Source organism: Acetobacterium sp. KB-1 (genome assembly GCF_003260995.1).
Classification (GTDB): Bacteria; Bacillota; Clostridia; order Eubacteriales; family Eubacteriaceae; genus Acetobacterium; species Acetobacterium carbinolicum.
Genome location: NZ_CP030040.1, coordinates 3,254,150 through 3,274,685 on the forward strand (window position 1 = coordinate 3,254,150; position 20,536 = coordinate 3,274,685).

The window sequence follows — 20,536 nt, forward strand, 5'->3', positions numbered from 1 at the left end:
CAATGAGAAAAATTCTGTATCTTGATATCGTTAATGACATCAAAGGGAAAATTGAAAAAGGCATCCTGAAACCTGGAGATTTGCTGCCATCTGAAAATGAGATGTCTGAGCAGTTTGATGTCAGTCGGACTACTTTGCGTAAAAGTCTGGCGTTGCTGGTCAACGAAAAATATATTTACACCATCCCTGGTAAAGGCAACTATGTGTGTGAACCAACGGCCAATCAGTACCAGTTTTATTTTGACGAAATTGATAGCTTAAAAGGGGAAGTCGAAGAGGTCAAGCTGGTGAGCGTGGGGGTTATCACCCCCGGCCGTAAACTGATGCGGGAGCTTAAAATCGGCTCGTTTGAAAAGGTTATTAAAATTCAAAAGGCAGTAAAAATAAAAAATGAAACGATTCAGTATTCAACCATCTTTTTGCCTTATCAGAAAGGGAATCCAATTGTTGAAGACGTTATTAATTTTGCCAATTTTCATGGTTTTATGGAAAAGGGAAAGCTCCAGTTTCAGCATAAGAAGATTTTAAACATCGATATCGTCCATCCGCCGCTGGAAGTAAGAGAAAATCTGCAGATTGATCATGACGACTGTTGCTTTTTAGTATCTCAGAATATTATTTCGATGGAAGACAATATGCCCATCAGCTACAATGAATTTTATATCAAACGAAATTACTTTAACCTCACTGCGGAAACAACTTTTTAAAAAAGGCTTTACTTTTTGAAAAGATTCATGTAAAATGATCAAGCAGCAAAAGTGATCTCGTAGCTCAGCTGGCAGAGCACTACCTTGACATGGTAGGGGTCGATGGTTCAAGTCCATTCGGGATCACCATTTATTAAGTATTGAAGCCTCTTTCGGAGGCTTTTTATTTTACTCTTTTTTAAGAATTCACGCACGTTTCCCGCAATCATTTTTACACTGTCTACAAATATCAGCAGATGATGTCGGTATATCAGGAACACATTAATAAGAACCGGTATTAGGTTTAATAGGGGGATTAAGAGTTAAGTCTTTTGACTGCCCTGTTTTTGTAACATTTTATATTGAATTTTGATTGACTTCCTGATATATGTACGTTATAATGTACATAAAATCGGGGGTGAGGAGAGATGACAACGATCAACGCTACAAATTTACGTAAGAATTTGTTTGAGTATTTAAATGCGGCTGTTGAGTATAATGATGTGATCAACGTCAATACGAAAAACGGGAATGCTATTATTCTGAGCGAAGAAGACTATAACAGTATGCAGGAAACACTCTATTTGCTTAGTGTTCCGGGCATGAAAGGGCGTTTGGATGAAGGGATTAAGTTGACAGTCGAGGATTGTGAGGATTTTGAGTGGTAGCGAGTTACAAGATAATGATTTCAAAAACAGCAAAAAAAGATAAAGACAAAATTAAAGAAGAGCCTGCGATCAAGAAGAAAGTCGAACAGTTGCTGAGGGTTTTAGAGAGCAACCCCTACCAAAACCCACCATCCTATGAAAAATTAAGTGGTGAGTATAGACATCTTTATTCTCGGCGAATTAATCGGCAGCATCGGCTGGTCTATAAGGTGGATGAAGAGCAAAAGGTTGTGATTGTCAGCATGTGGACACATTATGAGTTTTAATTATTTAGTCACCGTCCGTTTATTGGTATCAACGATAAAGAAAATATGATAAGAATCATAAGGTTTTAGCCTGATTTCATAACCTCTATATTCAAAACTGATTCCTCGATAGCCAAAGGGGAAGGTTTCCAGACGCTCCGTCATTTGATAATATCGGTTCAAAAAATCATTGCAGCTTTATGTTTTTTTAGCGTGTTAACCATATAGTCTGCCAATTGTAAAATATCATTTTCGGCTTCAGGCGTTTGTAATATCCTATACTTCATGGATTTTCAGTTTTTCCCTGATCCGTGCGATTGATTCATTCAAAGAAATGGCCTGTCCTTGTTCCATTTGATCAATACTTATATCAAGTTCTTTGAATAAGTGTTTTTCCTGTTCAATTAAATTAATTTCCAGTTCTTTTGCCAATGGTGACATTTGAAACATCTCCTTTCCATCGGTTAATATTATTATATCCATATTGGTGAGGATATACAATCACTTTATACGATTGCTAAGAATGACTAAAATAAGATCAATAAGACATGATTTTTCCCGCGGATTTCCCGCAAATTAGATAGCTTCCGAACTTTTTGAATGTATGCAAATGGCTTTTATTTAGTTATAATCTAAATTTAACCGATTGTCATAATCGATTCTAATTAAGTCAGCTTTTTACCACATTGATTGCAGTACTGGGAATCCTTGGCATGTTTTGAATTGCCGCAGATTGGACATTTTTGATCTGTCAGAGGTTCTTTCTTGTTTGAAGCATTAGAAAGCTCACTGGTAATAATACCGGTGGGTACAGCGATGATGCCATAACCCACCAGCATCAGGGCACTGGCAAGAAATTTGCCCATCTCGGTTTGAGGAGAAATATCCCCGTACCCAACGGTTGAGATGGTTACAATGGCCCAATACATGGATTCAGGAATGCTGACAAAGCCATGCTCAGGGCCTTCGATGATATACATCAATGCTCCTACAATAATGACAATAAACAAAAGGGTAAAGAGAAAGACGCTAATCTTTGTTTTGCTGGCACGAAGAGCTTTTAACAAGGCACCCGATTCATCAACATAGCGACCCATTTTAAAGACGCTAAAGAGTCTAAATAGACGAAGGATGCGAACAATAGGGAGAAAACTGCCAAACGAAACAAAAAAACTGAGATAAATAGGCGCAATGGCAATAAAATCCACAATGCCATAAAAACTTAAAAGATAGTCCCGTTTTTTTGGTGTTACAATCAGTCGCAGGACATATTCAAGGGTAAAAATAAGCAGAAAAAAATTCAGCAACAGTGAAATGACAGTCCCCATAACAACGTGGATGGGTGCGACACTGTCAATGATAATTAAAAAACAACTGATCGAAATGGAGCCGATCAAGGCGATATCAAAGGCACGGCCCAGGGGTGTATCAATGCCGTTGATGATCTGATTCAGCTTTTGCTTCCAGTCTTTAGGGTATGTTACCATTAGAGCCTCCCATATAATCGTTTCCAATGAATCTGCTTCAGGTGATATGATTTAATTATAGCATATGTGTTCCAAGAGTGTACGCCAGCGTATTGCAAGGCAGCAAGTTGCGTCAGCAAAAAAATATTATAGAAAACCAAAATCCCCAGTGGGAGCTGGGGATTTTAATCAGGTATTGTAAGGGATAAATGAGGTAAGATCAACTTCACTTAAATCATGGGCTGGGGATATTTGTCAGATCATCCATATTCATGGATGAAAAATCGGTAAACACAACATCCGCTGGTGGGGTAAACTGGCTGTCTGAAATATTATCGGCCGAAATGTCGGTAACTACAGAACTCATGGTGACAGTGCCATTGCTAATAATCTCAGTTTTCAACGGTACTCCAAAGTGGGTGGAAAACCACATGCGCATATCGATCGTGCCATTCTGACCGTCATTTTCGGTGGTTTCGATATAGATCACTTTCTCGCCATCCAGGGTTTCTACCCGGGCGATCATGTTGTCAGGAAAAACATCGGTAAGTTCATCAATACTGGTAATTCCTTCATCCATGTTTAAATTTCCTAAATCGGAGGTCATCTCCTGATCCTTGAAAGAGAACCCGGTGGTTTGGCCTTCGGTATACTGGTAGGTTATCCCTTGAGCGGCATTATAGATGGTAATCTGATTGCCGACTTCTGGTAATTCCATTTCCATCCGGTAGTTATCTCCTTTGGTATAGGTGGTAGAGGAGGTATCTAGGCTGTCAGTAACGGTAGTTTTAGTAGTTATTTTAAGGGAATCCGGATAAGTGAAATTCAAACTTTTCAGGAGTTCCGCACCACTGAGAGCTTCATTCAAGGTAGTTGTTTCTTCTCCGTTTGTTTGGCTTTCATCGGTTTTAGCAGCATCATTATTGCCACAGCCTGCGAGCATGAATATCGCCAGCACTACAAAAAACATCAGTAAGCACTTGCTTTTTTTCATTTGACTAACCCATCCTTTCGTTTAATTCGACTAGAATATTAGAAATTAGTGAGGTCCTGCTGTGTCGCTCGAAGCGACAACCAAATCCTAATATTTCTACTCTTTTGTTTACCCTGGAAAGAGCGGGATAATCACATAAACAGATAATTACGAAGAACAACAGCTAGGTATCTGTTTGATGAAATTTATACCATTTTGCTGGGACAGGTAAACTCGGTCTTAACCAGGTACAATTACTAGCAAGAACCTTTTTTAATTAGTCTGATTAGCAGAATTCATTATAACGCGGTCGATTCCCACCATCGCGATTCTTGTTTTAAAAAAGGCCGGACAGAAAAAATTTCTGTCCGGCCTTTTAAGACATAATCGCTAATATAGTGAGGGAAGAGAGCGTCAAAAGAGGAGCACCTGGCTCTTATTCAGGGGTTGGTTCAGGGGATTCAACGGTGGTTTCGCCAAGGTCTTCTTCAAGAACGACATCGTCTTCATCCACTAGAATCTCAGAAAGTATTTCGAAAAAGAATCCTTTTGCCGAGGCAAGGGACTCATTATGGGCGAACATAGCTAATTTGTGGTAATCGACAAAGCCATCTTCATCCGCATAAGGTTGCAGACGTTGAAGAAAAAATTCTTCGGTAACGGCATCTTCAAATTTTTCCTGTACCGTGTTAAAGACTGTAATTAATTCGCTTTTCTTCATGGTATTACCTTCTTTTGCGTTATTTCAGCCACATTGAGCTGATAAATTAATTATAAAAGCGCAAGCTGAAATAAACAAGGTTTATTTGTAAAATCAGCAAGAAACTTCAAGATGAAGGGTATTAAAAAGAATGGATTTTTCATGCCTATTTATAGTATACTGATAAATAAATAAGAATGATTAAAATTATCTATCAAAGTCGAAAGGAAGTGAGGAAAGTAAATGGAATTTTTATTGGCGTATCCGCCAGTTTTACTGGCATTATTTGCCGGGTTGTTTACCTGGTTTGTAACTGCCCTGGGGGCATCTCTGGTATTCTTTTTTAAAGAAATTAATATCAAGGTGTTAAATGCTATGCTTGGTTTTGCGGCTGGCGTTATGATCGCTGCCAGTTTCTGGTCGTTGCTGGCACCGGCCATTGAGATGGCCGAGGGCGGCCAAATGCCGGCATATGTGATGGTGTCATTAGGTTTCCTGAGTGGCGGATTTTTTCTGTGGATTGTGGATAAGATCTTACCTCACGTCCATCCAGGTACGAATCACCGGGAGGGTATCAAAACCTCCTGGCAACGGAGTGTGCTATTGGTTTTAGCCATCACCTTTCATAATATTCCTGAAGGTTTGGCAGTGGGGGTCGCCTTTGGCGGTTTGGCTTCCGGTTCATCGGCGATGACCCTGGCCGGTGCCGTGTCGCTGGCAGTGGGGATTGGTCTTCAGAATTTTCCTGAAGGAGCAGCAGTATCGATTCCCTTAAGGCGTGAGAATATGAGCCGAAGAAAAGCCTTTTTAATGGGTCAGTTTTCAGGGATGGTGGAGCCTATTGCAGCGGTGATTGGTGCTGCGGCAGTGGTCCTGGTTGCGCCGATGCTGCCTTTTGCGCTCGCTTTTGCAGCTGGTGCCATGATTTATGTTGTGGCGGAAGAACTGATTCCCGAAGCCAGGTTGGGCCACGAAGGGGATATTGCCACCATCGGTGTCATGTTCGGTTTTACCTTAATGATGATTTTAGATGTTGCTCTAGGGTAAAAAAATAAGGATGTCTACATGTAGACATCCTTAAATTTATAAAATATGGGTAGACATGCTTTCGGCAAAGAGGGCGATTCCTCCAACGATGAGATAAACCCCGGCGATGATGCCAAAGCCCAGAAGCATAACAAAGGGGTTGAAAATCAGGAAAATGGATAAGAAAATGTTAATGATTCCTGAAGCCAGTAACCAGCCAGTTCCAGTGGCACCTTGCTTTTTCATTACGGAAGAGGCAGCGATCTGATTCATTCCGGTGGATAAAGCAATAAAGGCAAGCATAAACGCGAGTGTACTGGCCCGGGATAATGGGTCTGAGAAAATCAGCAGAACCCCCAGCAATACGGCCATGATACCCGAGGTCAGACTCCAGCCATTTTTAATCGTACTTTTGGCAAATACAATGATGTGAAAAATACCGAAAATAAGCAGACCGGCAATAAAAAACCACATAATCATTTGGGCTGCGAACATCGGTGCAAAAAAGATCAGGCCGCCGAGGACGATCATCAGAAGGGCAACAATAATCCCCAATGTTTTGGACATTTTTAGAAAATCATTCATCTTTTGTTCCTTTCAAAATTAAATTTAGAGTTAATGAGTTCAAGGGTATTTTACAATATTAAGATAGAATAATCAAGTTAATTATAAGAAATGTAGAATTTTGGGAATCACGAAAAATAAATGAGAAAATTTGATTCATAAAAAGATATTAAATGGCAATAAAATTATAAGGAGACAAAAAATGTTAATGATTGGACCCCACCTGTCTATTGCAGGTGGATTTAAAAAAGCGGGTGAAGAAGCCGTGAAAATTGAGGCCAATACCTTTCAGTTCTTTACCCGAAACCCCCGGGGTGGAAAGGCCAAGGCCCTTGACTCCGATGATGTGGCCGGACTTCGGCAGATAATGGATAATCATGGGTTTGGCCCTTTACTGGCCCATGCACCCTATACGCTTAATATGTGTTCGGCTAAACAAGAAACCCGAGAATTTGCTCGGATGGTTTTTAAAGAAGACCTGATGCGTTTGGAAGAACTGCCCTGTGAACTCTATAATTTTCACCCTGGTAGCCACACTAGCCAAGGGGTTGCGGCGGGGATTGCCTGGATTACTAAAATTCTTAATGAGGAAATGTGGCCAGAGCAGAAAGCCACGGTGCTTTTAGAAACCATGTCAGGAAAAGGGACTGAAATTGGCAGTCGCTTTGAAGAATTAAAAATGATCATTGATCAGGTGGCCTTAACCAATAAGATCGGAGTTTGTCTGGATACCTGCCATGTTTATTCCGGTGGCTATGATCTGGTGGGAAATCTGGATGGCGTGCTCGAAGCCTTTGATCGGATCATTGGCCTTAATTATTTGAAGTGTATCCATTTAAATGATAGCATGATGCCCTTTGGCAGCAATAAGGACCGCCATGAAAAAATCGGTTTTGGGACCCTGGGGATTGATACGTTTAAGCGGATTGTAACCCATCCCCAACTGAAAGATTTACCTTTTTTTCTGGAAACGCCTCAGGAGGATACCGGGGATTATCAAAAGGAAATTGAATTAGTGCGATCCTTTTGATTGTCTTGAGATCATTTTATTACAACACCAAAAAAGCAGCGATGGACATCCATCGCTGCTTTTTTGCGCTATAATTAAACGGCCAGATGCTTTATTAAATCAACAAAGACAACACATAACCCAATAGCATATCCTCATTGACATCCCAGGGATCAGCCATAATCGCAGCATCTTCTGTTGTTATTTCCGGATGTCGGGCCGCATAGGTTTCGAAATAGTCCAGATAGTCAGATTTGATGGTTTCCATATGATACCTCTCTTAATAGCTTCCGTGATCGATTACATATTGATGAACTGCCTGGAGTTTTTCCAGATCTAATCCCTTTCCACGGAGAATTGATTTACCAGTGGTAAAAATATAACCGCCTCCGGGAGCCCCATCGTCGAGCATCTTTTTCGCAATGTCAAGGCACGCTTCGGTAGACTGGGATTTCAAGGCTTCAATAGGGTAGTTGCCCATGATGCACATGGTCTTACCCACCTTTTCTTTAATGGTCTTCATTTCGCCATATTCAAAAATTCCCACCACACCCGGGTTTAAGCTCCCCAGATAGTCATACAATTTTGACCAGTTTCCTTCAATAAACAAGATTACTGTATAGCCCATGCCAGTAAGGGTATTGACCAGACGGGAGAAGCTGGGCCAGTAAAAACGCTCAAACTGCTTGGGATTTAAAAATGAAGGCATATGCAAAGGCATGAAGATAGCCGGGATTTTTTTTGGCGGTCCGGAATAGCCAGTGACCCCCCAACGAAGTATCAGCGGGTACAGGGCTTCGCAGGCTTGCTCCACCAGTTCGGGACAACGATGCATATCCACTGAGATCCCCATAAAACTGCGAAGCTGGTCTGCCAGAAAATCAAAAGGTGCTTCGATCATATTGTCCGTAATAATTGAGACTCCCACCGTGGTACTGCAGTGAGCATCAATTTCCCGGAGGAGTTTTGTGTGGCGCATATAACTAAGGGCACCTTTAGCTAGATTGAGTCCACCCAACCCGCCGGGCTGATCAAAGGCTTTATATTGCCGGGGGAGGACCTTATCCACCAGGGTCTTGAAGGGATCCTTAATCAGTTCGTGGTATTCGCTGGCCAGCATACCACAGACCTCGGGATGTTGCATAAACCCGTCTTTGTTCGGAACGAAATTCTGGGAACCAATGGTTGTATACATCCCCGGGCAACGTAAGAAAGTTGAAGAAGCCGCATCTACCTTCATATCCTGGTAGTAAATAGGCAGACATTCTCTAACAATTTCCAGGTTCCAGGTGGCCGATTTGAGATGACGACCACAATAATCCACCGCCACCTCGGGGCCGTTTAAGGCAAAAATGGGGACCCGGTCTGGTTTTTCCAGTTTAATTGCTTTTTCAATACGAATCAATCGTTGATCCAATAATCGTTTGGCATCACTCATTTATATCGACCTTTATCCTTTGAACTAAAATCCTCTAAAATATTATATGTGTTCAAATTATCATTATTTTTGACAATTGTCAACAATTTAAAAGTTGAAAATAGTGCTTGATTGCAGAAAAAAAATATGCTACTATAGTGTCAATAAGTGAGCAAGTGTTCACATATTAAGGAGAAAAGATGGATAAAGTTTTGAAAAACGATCATACCGAAGAAACCTTGTTTGAGGTTGCCGAATTTTTTAAGGTGCTGGGCGATCCCACCCGGATAAAAATTGTGAGCGCGCTGTTTGAAAATGGCGAGTTGTGTGTGAATGATATTGTCAGCCTGGTGGATGTCAGTCGGACAGCGGTATCGCATCAATTGCGGATCTTAAAAGATAAACGGATCATCAGTTATAGAAAAGACGGGCAAATGAAATTTTATCACCTGGATGACGCCCATGTGGAAGTGATTGTGTTATTAACAATTACCCATTTAAGTCATCACTAGGTATATTGAAAAGAGGTTAGCAGCGTGAAAGTATTTTTAGAAGGACTCAACTGTGCGAATTGTGCAGGAAAAATTGAAAAGCTGGTTGGCAAAATGCCAAATGTCAGGGAAGCGAGTATATCTCTGGCGACGGGATCATTGGTTATAGAGGAGGATGAAGGGTTCGCACGGGAAGAAACTTATGATGCTGTTGTGAAACTGGTCCACTCCCTGGAACCGCATGTGGTGGTTTCCCAAAATCGGAAACCGCTGGTAGTGCCCGAGCCCTGTAGCTGTGATGGAGATGACCATGGACACCGTCATGGTCACCATCAGGCGGAAGAATCCCAGTCTTTGGGACATTCGCATACAGGGGCTCTGGGAGATATGGATAAACGGCAGAAGTATGAACTCACCACTGCGATTGGATTATTTCTGTTAGGTTTTGTACTGCAGGCGTTTCTCCCGGCCGATCTGGAAATGGTCAGTATTGGCGTTTTTCTGGGTGCCTACTTGCTGGCTGGTTATCGGGTTATTTTGCTGGCTTTTAGAAATATCGGACATGGTCAGATTTTTGATGAAAACTTTCTGATGACCATTGCCACATTTGGGGCTCTGGTCTTAACCGAGTGGCCGGAAGCCGCTGGCGTTATGATCTTTTTCGGTATTGGTGAATTTTTTCAGGATCGGGCCGTGGATAATGCCCGGCGGTCCATCGCCGAAACGATTAGCTTTAATGCCGTCACTGCCAATCGGGTTGGACCCGAGGGTGAGGTTGTCATTGATGCGAAACAAGTCAAGGTGGGGGATGTTCTGGTAATCAAGCCGGGTGAAAAAATCCCTGCCGATGGAATCATTATGCAAGGGGTTTCTCATTTGGATACCTCCCCCCTCACCGGCGAATCCTACCCCCGCAAAGTAAAAAAGGGTGATGAGATTCTTAGTGGAATGATTAACGGCAATGCGGTGCTAAAAGTTCTGGTTACCAAAGACTATGAAAATTCCACCGCCATGAAAATTATGCAGCTGATTGAAGAAGCCAGCGATAAAAAAGGTAAGACTGAAAAATTCATTACCCGCTTCTCACGTTACTATACCCCCATTGTGGTTTTTTCAGCCGTTGCCATGGCTATCATTCCGCCACTTATTATTCCCGGAGCGTCATGGGAAACCTGGTTCTATCAGAGTCTGATCTTTCTGGTGGTCTCTTGCCCCTGTGCCCTGGTGTTATCGATACCGATCAGTTATTTCGGGGGCATTGGCCGGGCATCCAAGGAAGGCGTTTTGATAAAAGGTGGAAATTATCTGGATGTTCTTTATCAGAGTAATGTGTTTGTGTTTGACAAAACCGGAACCCTGACTCAGGGCGAATTCAAGGTGATCAAAACCGTGTTAGCGACAGGATTTACAAAAACTGAGCTGTTGGTGGCTGCTGCAGCCGGGGAACACTATTCCAACCATCCCATCGGCAAGGCCATCACGGCTTATGCCCAGCAGGATGTCGATGAAACCCGGTTAAAAAATTACGCTGAAATTCCCGGAAAAGGAACCCAGGTGCAGGTAGATGATCAGGTGATCCTGGCTGGAAACAGAAATCTGCTGCGAGATCATCAGATTGAGATTGCCGACAGCGATGAAGAGGGAACCCTTGTCTATATCGCCATTAATGGCAAACTGGCCGGTTACCTCGTATTAGGGGATCAGATCAAGGATAATGCCTTATCGGCTTTACAGGGGTTAAAACGACTTGGCGTAAAAAAAACAGTGATGCTCAGTGGCGACAATGCTGGCGTTGCCAACCAGGTTGGGAAAAAACTGATGCTGGACGAGGTGATCGGCGATTGTTTGCCTCAGGACAAGGTGGCCGCATTTGAAAAAATAAAGGTCGAAAACAAGGATGGTAAAACCATTTTCGTGGGTGACGGTATGAATGATGCACCGGTTCTGGCCATGGCTGACGCCGGTATCGCAATGGGAGCTTTGGGCTCCGATGCCGCCATTGAAGCTGCGGATATCATTCTGATGAAGGATGATCCGATGGACATTACCAAAGCAGTGGATATTGCCAAATACACCAGACGGATTATGATTCAGAATATTGTGATGGCACTTGGCATTAAAATCACCGTGCTTACGCTGACCTTCTTTGGCATGGGTGAAATGTATCTGGCTATTTTTGCCGATGTAGGTGCTGCGATTTTAACCATTCTAAATACGACCCGGATTTTAAAATATCGGGGATTCTGGCAGAAGAACAGATAAATAAGGCCAAATTAAAAAAAATAGTCGTTAAAAATTGAACAAAAAGGGTTGAGTGCAGTTGACCTTTTTTGTTCTTTTTTAGATTAAGAAACTTAAAGAACCGGTTTTCTCAGATTAAGTACAATAAAGTATCGTCAAATTATTAAAAAAGCCGAAAAGAAAAAATAGTAGAATAATTTAGTTATGTAAAGAGCGGTACAAAGCGCCGTCGAATCTGCTTGAAATAGTGAATAACAAGGGTATTCGGCAGTGTCAGCATGACAGCGACTGACAAAATACTAAATGTAAAAAAAACAAGATGTTAAAAAAGTATCAATGACAAATGACTCCTTTTCGAATATAATTGGAATTACTCAAAGAAAGGGGAAAAAAAATGGTTAATTTAACAATTGATGGGAAGGCGATCAGTGCCGAACTTGGAACAACAATTTTAAAAGCAGCGAGTTCCATTGGCATTGAAATTCCAACCCTGTGTAGTTTTAAAGATTTCAGTCCGGATGGAACCTGTCGGATGTGTTTGGTTGAGGTAGTCGGTTCAAAGGAATTAGAAAAAGCCTGTTCAACTCCAGTTGCTGAAGGTATGGTGGTTTATACCGACACATTTGTAGTAAGAAACGAGCGACGTCAGGCACTAAAAGCATTGATGGTCGATCATAAATTTGATTGCATGGCTTGTTATAAATATGAGACATGTTTCTTTGTGGAAAACAATGCAAATTTAATCGACTTTGATACATACAAGGCGGTGGGAACAGAAGGGTATGCCGATCGACAAATTGATGATTCTAATCCGTTTTATTTTTATGATCCAGGTAAGTGCGTCCTATGTGGCCGCTGTATAAAAGCATGTGATCATTTACAATGCAGTCATATTTTAGCGGGATTCGATCCTGAAAAGGATAATATTATTAAAACATTCGGTGACTTGCCAAGAGGTAATACCGATTGTGTCAGTTGTGGAAATTGCATTGCTGTCTGTCCAACCGGGGCGCTGGCACCTAAAAAGTTTAAGCCGTTTGGCTACACCAAACATGTTCAAACAGTCTGTCCCTATTGTGGTGTCGGATGTACCTTGAATTTAAAAGTAGTTGATAATAAAATTACCGATGTATTCAGCACCGAGGGAAATGTAAACGATAATTTGCTCTGTGTAAAAGGTCGTTTTGCTTATGATTTTGTTAGCAGTCCCGATCGATTGACAACGCCGTTGATTCGAAAAGATGGCGTTTTGCAAGAAGCAAGCTGGGAAGAGGCAATTTCATTAGTAGCTCAAAAGCTTAAAGAAGCGAAGCAAGAAGGTCCACAGGCAGTGGCCGGATTGTCATCGGCACGTTGCACCAATGAAGATAATTATGTTTTCCAGAAGTTTATCAGAACGGTAGGAGAGTCAAATAACGTCGATCATTGTGCCCGCTTGTGTCATGCTTCCACAGTTGCTGGCTTGGCTAAGTCCTTTGGTAGTGGTGCCATGACCAACAGTATCGAAGAAATCGACGTTATGGACGTGATACTTGTCTCAGGTTCAAATACAACCGAGACACACCCTGTTATCGGTGCAAAAATAAAACAACGAAAAGCTCAGGGAGCAGCTTTGATTGTTGCTGAACCACGAAAGATTGAACTGGCGAATTATGCCGATGTTTATTTACAGATCAAACCAGGAACAAATGTTGCCTTATTTAATGGACTGATGCGGGCCATTTTGGATGCCGGTCTTGAAGATAAAACCTTTATTAATGAACGAACTGAAGGTTTTGAGGCATTTTTAGAATTTATGGATACGCTCACGGTCGAAAAATGCGCTGAAATATGTGGCGTTGATCCAGAGGAAATGCGAAAAGCAGGCGTTCTTTATGCAACAAAGGATCGTGGTGGAATTTTTTATTCCATGGGTGTTACGCAGTTTAGTACCGGCACGGACGGGGTTATGTCGACTGCCAATCTGGCTATGCTGACCGGAAAAATTGGTCGCGAAGGTTGCGGCGTAAATCCGCTTCGCGGTCAGAACAATGTTCAGGGAGCTTGTGATATGGGAGCCCTGCCAGGTGATTTGCCAGGTTATCAAAAAACAGCAAACCCTGAAGCGGTTGAAAAGTTTGAAAAGGCCTGGGACGCAAAACTGCCGCAAAACACAGGCAAAACCTTGACCGAAATTATTGACGGCGTAGGGGATAAAACGATTAAGTTTTTATATGTTATGGGTGAAAATCCGATGGTTTCAGATCCCAACACCAATCATGTCAAGGAATCTCTGGAAAATGCCAATTTCATCGTCGTTCAGGATATTTTCCTGACTGAGACCACTGAATATGCGGATGTTGTCTTACCAGCCCATGTTTATGCTGAAAAAGATGGAACATTTACAAATACAGAGCGACGTATTCAGTTGTTGAGAAAGGCCGTTGATGCCCCGGGCGTTGCTAAAAATGACTGGGAAATTATTGGGATGATAGCAAAAGAAATGGGTGCTAAGGGCTTTGATTTTAGCAGTGCTTCAGAAATTATGGAAGAAATTGCGTCAGTAACCCCAAGTTATACCGGAGTATCGCATGAACGCCTAAGTAATGGTGATCGTATTCAATGGCCGTGTTTGAGTAAGGATTCTGAAGGTGCAAAATTCCTTCATGCCGGAAAATTCACAAGAGGACTGGGTGCGTTTATGATTGCTGATTATATCCCGCCAGAAGATCAGGCTGATGACGAATACCCATTGATATTAATGACGGGCCGAATTCTTGAACACTACCACACAAGAACCATGACAAAACGAACACCAGGAATTGAAGCGATTGCAGGCGATGCATTTGTTGAAATCAATCCGGCAAAAGCTTTGGAATATGGAATTGCAGAAGGTGATATGATTCATGTTACCTCACCTCGGGGAAGTGTTTCTGCCAAAACGCGTTTTAATGATGGGATCATGGAGAACAATCTATTTATGCCTTTCCATTATGGTGATGGTGGAGCAAACTGCTTAACTGGTGGTGCGGTCGATCCCATTGCGAAAATTCCACCATTGAAAGTGTCAAAAGTTCGAATCACAAAATAGAAAAAGTATTAAATAAAGCTAAAATTTTTGCAATACTGAAGGGGTGCGAAAGCTCCCCTTTTTTAGGTTATTAATTTTCGCGGCAGGAATCAAAAGATTCAATAAGATGACAGGGTGCCAATTTGCACAGGAGGATGGTCGTGGAACGAATAAAAACTGCAGCAATCCTTGCTGGCGGACTCAGCCGGCGAATGGGATATGATAAGAAAAAATTGCGTGTGGGCGGGGAAAATATCTTACAACTGATTGTCAATCAACTGTCTGCGGACTTTGAGGATATCATTGTGATTGGCTGTACCCAGGACGATATTCCGGGTATTAAAGGTTTAAGGGGTGTCTATCCCGATGCACTGGAATTATCGGCGTCGTTAGTAGGAATTTATACAGCGCTGTTACAGTCAAAGTCTGAATATCTTTATGTCACGGCTTGTGATATGCCATTTTACAACAGTGATTATGTATCCTATATGAAAAAAATAATTGCCGAAAATCCAGACATCTCGGGTTGTGTGACGCGTTTTGAAGAATGGATTGAACCGTTTAATGCCTTTTATAAGGTGGATTTACTACCGTCAATAAAAACATTTTTAGACACCGGAAGAAAGAGCATCTACAAATGTTTTGAAAAGGAAAAGCTATATTATATCGATGAGTCAATGGGGCGGCTTTACAGCCCGGAATGGGAAATGTTTTGTAATCTAAACACGCCGAGAGAATTAAAAGACCATCTCAGAAATAAAAAAAGTGTTAGACGAGGTTAAATTAGTACAATCGATGTGTCGAGAAGTTAAGGTTTAGGATGGATAAGGTTTGGTCGGCACTTAAATAAAACAACAATAAATTGATAGCGTTTACTTGACAATGAGTCCGTTAAGGTGTATCATATGAATACGAACATGTACACACATGTCACACAAGTTTTTTATGAGATGATTTTTTTTCAAAGGAAGGGTATTAAAATGCTGGATTTAAAGGTTTTAACGCAGGCAGTTGGAGATTTAGAAGAAGAAGATGTAATGGAATTATTAAGTGATTTCGTAGCGACAAATCCTTCAGAAGCTGAAGCACAAGAAGCAGTTGCGGCTTGTCAAGGTGGTATGGCAATTGTAGGCGATCTTTTTGAAAAAGGTGAATATTTTGTCGGCGATCTGATCTTTGCCGGAGAATTATTAACCGAAGCAATCAATGTTTTAAAGCCCGTTCTAGGAAGTGAAGATTCGGCTGTAGCGGGCACCATCATTGTCGGAACAGTTCATGGCGATTTACATGATATCGGGAAAAATATTTTTAAAAGTATGTCTGAAGCGGCTGGTTTTGAAGTGATTGATTTGGGAATCGATGTGGCACCAGAGATCTTTGTTGAAAAAGCCAAAGACTGCAAACCGGCAATCATCGGAATGAGCGGGGTCTTAACATTGGCCATTGACTCCATGAAAGAAACCGTGGATGCACTAAAAGCAGCGGGTGTTAATGTTAAAGTGATTATTGGCGGAAATCCGGTCACGAAAGAATCCTGTGAGTATGTAGGTGCTGACCAGTTTACGACTAATGCCGCTGAAGGTGTAAAAATCTGTCAGGGTTGGGTGTAACTCCGATAGGAATGTCGGTACAACCTAAAAATAAATAGATTATTAAGGATAAGTAGAAGAGCAATAGCTCGGCTTTTTATCCTTTTTTTATATCAAAAAGACAGCCGCTTTTATCCTAAAGCAGTAGATTTGTAGATAATTGTATATACAGGTCGATATAAGTATGGTATAATTTCGACAAACGATTTCAAGAGAATCGGAAAATGTTGAAGGTGGAAAACGTCTAATAATTTTTGATCCCGGCAGAAATTAGCGAAGCCATAAAAAGGGTTTCTAAAAGAACCGGACCACAGCGCCACGATTGAAAATGTTTGTTTTGGGCATTTGTTCAGGTGCTTTTATTGGTTTTTGCACTTCAATTTTGAAGAGCAAAGGCCGCTAAACTTTAAATCGTAAAAATATAAGATTTATTTTAATTATACTATTATCAAAAAAAACAATTTAGGTTATAATTAAAAGAATTGTAGAAATTGCAGATCTGTAATTCCAGGTGTGATCATTAAGATAAGGCATGGCGACCGAACATGGCAGTGATATTAAATCTACACCTTTGAGGGAGTGAAACTTAAATTATGAAACATAGCATTGTAAGATCCATTGAAGGATTATATGAAGATCGAACCCTGGAGCTCGTTCGAATTGCTCTTCGAAAAGGGTTTAAACCGATTGATATTTTTGATTGGCTGCAAACCGGAATGGAGCGGGTGGGTAAGCTATATGAAACCAGTGACTATTTTATCGCTGATTTAATTTTTGCCGGGATTATTTTTCAGGAAGTGATGGAACTGGAAGAGCTGAAGGAAGTTACGAAGGTAACGCCTAAAAATAAAATCGGCAGATTGCTACTTTTTTCAGTATCTGGGGATTGCCATGATATCGGTAAAAATATTTTTGGGTCATTTGCCAGAACCGCGGGATTTGAACTCATTGATTTAGGAACCGATGCTTCCCTTTATCAGGTCATCGCCGCCATTGAAACCGCCAAGCCCGATATTATCGGAATGAGCGGGATGCAACAAGAAACCATTTACGAAATGCGAGCGGTTGTTTGCGAATTGGTCAACCGGGGAATCCGTGATAATTATCGCGTGATTATCGGCGGTGCCGTCATTGATGAAAAAGCAGCACAGATTGTCGGCGCAGATTTTGCAACCAAAGATGTAATGACCGGTGTCGAAAAATGCAAATTGTGGATGATCGAAAAAAACGGGCAAAAAAAATAATGATAAATAGACCAAGGTGGTAGAAAAATGGGATCCCCCGAATATTTAAAAATAGTTGATGCAATAAAACATAGAATAACCAGTGAAGAAATAAAACCGGGTGATGCCATACAATCAGAAAATCTTCTTTGCGAAGAGTTTAATGTCAGTCGAATGACAGTCAGAAAAGGGCTAGCTGTTCTTGTCAATGAGGGTTATATCTACTCCATTCCGGGTAAAGGCAACTATGTTTGTGAGCCTAATCTGGATTCGTATACACTTCATTTTGACGAAATGATGACAACTGAAAAAAAAGGCGAGGAAATCCGGCTGATTGAAGTAAATGTGGTGAAACCCAGTTATGAAGTGGGTTTCAATCTGGAAATTCCGGAAAATAAACACGTCATTGTGGTGAAACGGGTCTTTGTCAGCGATGGGGTGGTTAAGGCCTTTGATGTCAAATATATTCCTTATTATCGGGGTATTCCGATTGTCGAAAAAGAGATTCGTTATGCTACATTTCCCGAGATGGTAGCAAAAAAGAACTCCATTTTTGCGATGAGTAAAAAGCTCAAAATTCGAGCAATGGCCGCAAAAGGAGAAGTCAGTCAGGTGCTTGATATCATGGACGGTGATCCGGTTTTAGTGGTGGAACAAAAGTTACTGGATGAAAAAGATCACCCCATTGGATGGGGACTTATGTACTTTACGGGTGATGATTCCGGGTTGGAGGCAGTTGCCTCCTTCGATTAGTTATGAATAACTGAGGTATAGAATGAAAAAGAGTATCTTATTAATTGCATGTGGGATGATTCAGGATGAGATGAGCTTAGCGATGAAGAATACCGACATTAATTATGATACCATTTGGATGAGTGCAGAACTTCATAACAACCCGGATGTGCTAAACTTAGAACTACAAAAAGAGATCGATAACCATCAGGACTACGATATGATCCTTTTGGGTTACGGAAACTGCGGAAAAGCACTGATTGGATTGCAAAGTGACCACGCCAGGCTGGCCTTGTTACGCGCTGAAGATTGCATTCAAATGCTGCTCCACAATAAAGATAAACTCAAATCCATCCGGGGGGAAACCTATTTTATTACCAAAGGGTGGATGATGGGGAAAAAATCTTTAAAAGAAGAATATCATTATGCCATTAATAAGTATGGTCCTAAACGGGCAGAAGTGATTATGGAAATTATGTTTAAGAATTATAAAACCCTAATGATGATTGATTCCGGTGCTTATAATCTGGAGAATTGGACGCACTGCGCCAGACATTTAAGCCAGGTTCTGAAATTGGATTTTATTATCACCCAGGGGGATGTGGGACTGCTGGAAATGTTTCTTTCCCTTAACTGGGATCATCGGGTGGCGGTGATTGAAGCAGGAACTAAAGTTACCAAGGATGATTTTGGGGTGGAATGTATGGTGGCATCCTGTGCAAATACATTTAAAATGTGAAAAATGCACAGGGCTCAAAATGACGTTTATTTTCGCGGGAGATACTAAAAAAGTATCTCTTTTTTTATTGAATCTTAATAGAGAAAATAATAGCAGTCAAACACAAATATAGACAGATAAATTGGGAAACGGTATAATAACAAAAGGGTTTTAAATCAGTTTTTAAAAGAGAGGAAAAGCAATGAAACTGGAACAACTGTTAAATGAACTAAAAATAATTGAGATTAGAAACAATCAGCCTGATTGTGATATAAAAAAAATTTGCTACAATTCCCGGGAAGCCGTGGCAGATAGCCTGTTTGTAGCGATACCCGGCTATGTAACAAACGGCCATCAGTACATTGGCAATGCCATTAGTCAGGGCGCTCGTGCCGTGGTCCACCAGGACGATCTGACTGACTATCAACCAGATATCGTGTACATAAAAGTAAAAGATTCCCGCTATGCCCTGGGAATCTTGGGGAGCTGTTTTTATGAAAAACCTTCGGAATCCATGGTGGTCACTGGCATTACCGGAACCAATGGGAAAACTTCCTTGACCTATATGCTTAAACATATTTTTGAAACGCAGGGAAAAAAATGTGGTTTGATTGGGACCATTAATAATCTGATCGGGGATCAGGTAATTGACAATCGGGGACGAACCACCCCGGAATCCCTGGAAGTTCAGGAGATTATTAAAGAAATGAAGGATCGGGGCTGTTCTCACTTATTTATGGAAGTCTCTTCCCATGGTCTGGCCCTCGATCGGGTCAATGGAGTCGATTTTGATTATGGCATTTTCACCAATCTGACCCAGGATCATTTAGATTATCATAAAACCTTTGAGAATTATTTTGCGGCCAAAGCGAAACTTTTTTTTCAGGTAAAAAAAGCCAATATCATCAATGGCGATGACACCTGGGGCCGTAAGTTGTGTGAATTGTTGGGTGAAAAATCAGCACTACCGGTGATCACCTACGGCTTAAATCCGGCTCATGATTATTTTGCCAGAGACCTGATCTTTGGACCCAAAGGAACGAAATTTACGCTCGTTACACCAGATTCAGAAGAGCAATTATTTTTAAATATCCCCGGTGAGTTTATGGTTTATAACGCCATGGCCGCCATTATTGCCGCAGTGGCGGAAGGGGTGCCAATGGGAGTGATCCGGAAAGCACTGGCAACAATGCCGGGAGTAGAAGGCCGGATGGAAATTCTGGAAGTTGAGGCCCCCTTTGATGTCATTATCGATTATGCCCACTCTCCGGATTCTCTGGAAAAACTGCTCCAGTCGGTACGAAAAATATTTAAGGGGCGGATTGTCCTGGTCTTTGGCTGTAATGGCGATCGGGACAAGGAAAAACGGCCGATCATGGGCCGGATCGCCGGCGCAAATGCCGATATGGTCGTGGTAACTTCGGACAATCCAGCCAGCGAAAATCCTATGGACATCATCGGCGCTGTGGTTGCGGGCGTCCGTGAGAAAACTGATCAATACGCTACTGTGGAACACCGCCATGAAGGCGTCTATTATGGGGCATCGCTATGTCAGCCGGGAGATGTACTGGTGTTGGCTGGAAAAGGCCATGAAAAGCAGGAAATCATGAAAGATGAAACGCTTTATTATAATGAATGGGACACGGCCAGAGAAGCCGTCGCCCGGTTAAAACTGAAAGCTTAACAAAAAAAAGCACCCATCGGGTGCTTTTTAGGTTGTCGGCGAGCTACCGTACCGA

Annotated in this window: 22 protein-coding genes and 1 tRNA gene; 15 read left to right on the forward strand and 8 right to left on the reverse strand. The window is 41.6% G+C overall.

Annotated features, from left to right (window positions below; all coding sequences use genetic code 11):
* The first annotated feature begins 2 nt into the window (after nt 1-2).
* The 4 genes from DOZ58_RS14990 (at nt 3) to DOZ58_RS15005 (ending at nt 1,620) form a co-directional block, all read left to right on the forward strand.
* Nucleotides 3-707 (forward strand): GntR family transcriptional regulator, encoded by a 705-nt coding sequence (locus DOZ58_RS14990; RefSeq protein ID WP_111889035.1) that lies wholly within the window; start codon nt 3-5, stop codon nt 705-707.
* Between the two features lie 53 nt (nt 708-760).
* A tRNA-Val gene (locus DOZ58_RS14995) sits at nt 761-836 on the forward strand.
* A 278-nt stretch (nt 837-1,114) separates the two neighbouring features.
* The gene (locus DOZ58_RS15000) at nt 1,115-1,354 is read left to right on the forward strand and encodes a type II toxin-antitoxin system Phd/YefM family antitoxin (RefSeq protein WP_111889036.1); all 240 of its coding nucleotides are present in this window, start codon (nt 1,115-1,117) and stop codon (nt 1,352-1,354) included.
* A gap of 14 nt (nt 1,355-1,368) precedes the next feature.
* Nucleotides 1,369-1,620 carry a Txe/YoeB family addiction module toxin gene (locus tag DOZ58_RS15005; RefSeq protein ID WP_204355421.1) on the forward strand — a complete coding sequence of 84 codons (252 nt, stop codon included), beginning with the start codon at nt 1,369-1,371 and terminating at the stop codon, nt 1,618-1,620.
* Here the strand turns inward: DOZ58_RS15005 and DOZ58_RS18725 are convergent, their stop codons facing one another.
* The 5 genes from DOZ58_RS18725 to DOZ58_RS15020 all read right to left on the reverse strand — a co-directional run bounded on the left by DOZ58_RS18725 (nt 1,621) and on the right by DOZ58_RS15020 (nt 4,759).
* A complete protein-coding gene (locus DOZ58_RS18725) occupies nt 1,621-1,764 on the reverse strand; it encodes a hypothetical protein (protein WP_204355422.1) in 144 nt (47 codons plus the stop codon). It abuts the gene before it with no gap.
* Between the two features lie 111 nt (nt 1,765-1,875).
* On the reverse strand, nt 1,876-2,040 hold the full coding sequence (locus tag DOZ58_RS18580) for a hypothetical protein (RefSeq protein ID WP_162624542.1): 165 nt from the start codon (nt 2,038-2,040) through the stop codon (nt 1,876-1,878).
* A gap of 224 nt (nt 2,041-2,264) precedes the next feature.
* Entirely contained in the window at nt 2,265-3,086 is an 822-nt protein-coding gene (locus DOZ58_RS15010; protein ID WP_111889038.1) for an ion transporter, read from the reverse strand.
* A gap of 214 nt (nt 3,087-3,300) precedes the next feature.
* A complete protein-coding gene (locus DOZ58_RS15015; RefSeq protein WP_111889039.1) occupies nt 3,301-4,059 on the reverse strand; it encodes a hypothetical protein in 759 nt (252 codons plus the stop codon).
* Nucleotides 4,060-4,474: 415 nt separating this feature from the next.
* Entirely contained in the window at nt 4,475-4,759 is a 285-nt protein-coding gene (locus DOZ58_RS15020; protein WP_111889040.1) for a hypothetical protein, read from the reverse strand.
* Nucleotides 4,760-4,981: 222 nt separating this feature from the next.
* Between DOZ58_RS15020 and DOZ58_RS15025 the strand changes: the two genes are divergently transcribed.
* Nucleotides 4,982-5,785 carry a ZIP family metal transporter gene (locus tag DOZ58_RS15025; RefSeq protein WP_111889041.1) on the forward strand — a complete coding sequence of 268 codons (804 nt, stop codon included), beginning with the start codon at nt 4,982-4,984 and terminating at the stop codon, nt 5,783-5,785.
* Between the two features lie 36 nt (nt 5,786-5,821).
* Here DOZ58_RS15025 and DOZ58_RS15030 read toward each other — a convergent pair whose 3' ends face one another.
* Nucleotides 5,822-6,349, reverse strand: a complete 528-nt coding sequence (locus DOZ58_RS15030; RefSeq protein ID WP_111889042.1) for an HdeD family acid-resistance protein — start codon at nt 6,347-6,349, stop codon at nt 5,822-5,824.
* A 181-nt stretch (nt 6,350-6,530) separates the two neighbouring features.
* Here DOZ58_RS15030 and DOZ58_RS15035 point away from each other — a divergent pair, with 181 nt between their 5' ends.
* Nucleotides 6,531-7,358, forward strand: a complete 828-nt coding sequence (locus DOZ58_RS15035; protein WP_111889043.1) for a deoxyribonuclease IV — start codon at nt 6,531-6,533, stop codon at nt 7,356-7,358.
* Nucleotides 7,359-7,452: 94 nt separating this feature from the next.
* Here the strand turns inward: DOZ58_RS15035 and DOZ58_RS18585 are convergent, their stop codons facing one another.
* Nucleotides 7,453-7,605: a hypothetical protein gene (locus DOZ58_RS18585; protein ID WP_162624543.1), complete on the reverse strand. Its 153-nt coding sequence runs from the start codon at nt 7,603-7,605 to the stop codon at nt 7,453-7,455.
* Nucleotides 7,606-7,617: 12 nt separating this feature from the next.
* Nucleotides 7,618-8,775 (reverse strand): uroporphyrinogen decarboxylase family protein, encoded by a 1,158-nt coding sequence (locus tag DOZ58_RS15040; protein WP_111889044.1) that lies wholly within the window; start codon nt 8,773-8,775, stop codon nt 7,618-7,620.
* 179 nt (nt 8,776-8,954) lie between these two features.
* Between DOZ58_RS15040 and DOZ58_RS15045 the strand changes: the two genes are divergently transcribed.
* The 9 genes from DOZ58_RS15045 (at nt 8,955) to DOZ58_RS15085 (ending at nt 20,481) form a co-directional block, all read left to right on the forward strand.
* On the forward strand, nt 8,955-9,266 hold the full coding sequence (locus DOZ58_RS15045; RefSeq protein WP_111889045.1) for a metalloregulator ArsR/SmtB family transcription factor: 312 nt from the start codon (nt 8,955-8,957) through the stop codon (nt 9,264-9,266).
* A 24-nt stretch (nt 9,267-9,290) separates the two neighbouring features.
* Entirely contained in the window at nt 9,291-11,507 is a 2,217-nt protein-coding gene (locus DOZ58_RS15050) for a heavy metal translocating P-type ATPase (protein ID WP_111889046.1), read from the forward strand.
* 373 nt (nt 11,508-11,880) lie between these two features.
* Nucleotides 11,881-14,556: a formate dehydrogenase subunit alpha gene (gene fdhF / locus DOZ58_RS15055; protein ID WP_111889047.1), complete on the forward strand. Its 2,676-nt coding sequence runs from the start codon at nt 11,881-11,883 to the stop codon at nt 14,554-14,556.
* A gap of 140 nt (nt 14,557-14,696) precedes the next feature.
* On the forward strand, nt 14,697-15,317 hold the full coding sequence (locus tag DOZ58_RS15060) for a molybdenum cofactor guanylyltransferase (RefSeq protein ID WP_162624544.1): 621 nt from the start codon (nt 14,697-14,699) through the stop codon (nt 15,315-15,317).
* Between the two features lie 198 nt (nt 15,318-15,515).
* Nucleotides 15,516-16,145 (forward strand): B12-binding domain-containing protein, encoded by a 630-nt coding sequence (locus DOZ58_RS15065; protein WP_111889049.1) that lies wholly within the window; start codon nt 15,516-15,518, stop codon nt 16,143-16,145.
* A gap of 572 nt (nt 16,146-16,717) precedes the next feature.
* Nucleotides 16,718-17,368 (forward strand): B12-binding domain-containing protein, encoded by a 651-nt coding sequence (locus DOZ58_RS15070; protein ID WP_111889050.1) that lies wholly within the window; start codon nt 16,718-16,720, stop codon nt 17,366-17,368.
* A gap of 27 nt (nt 17,369-17,395) precedes the next feature.
* Nucleotides 17,396-18,100, forward strand: a complete 705-nt coding sequence (locus DOZ58_RS15075) for a GntR family transcriptional regulator (RefSeq protein ID WP_111889051.1) — start codon at nt 17,396-17,398, stop codon at nt 18,098-18,100.
* A gap of 22 nt (nt 18,101-18,122) precedes the next feature.
* Complete coding sequence (locus DOZ58_RS15080) at nt 18,123-18,818, forward strand: DUF1638 domain-containing protein (RefSeq protein ID WP_111889052.1); 696 nt, start codon at nt 18,123-18,125, stop codon at nt 18,816-18,818.
* Nucleotides 18,819-18,999: 181 nt separating this feature from the next.
* Nucleotides 19,000-20,481, forward strand: a complete 1,482-nt coding sequence (locus DOZ58_RS15085; protein WP_111889053.1) for a UDP-N-acetylmuramoyl-L-alanyl-D-glutamate--2,6-diaminopimelate ligase — start codon at nt 19,000-19,002, stop codon at nt 20,479-20,481.
* Nucleotides 20,482-20,536: the final 55 nt, after the last annotated feature.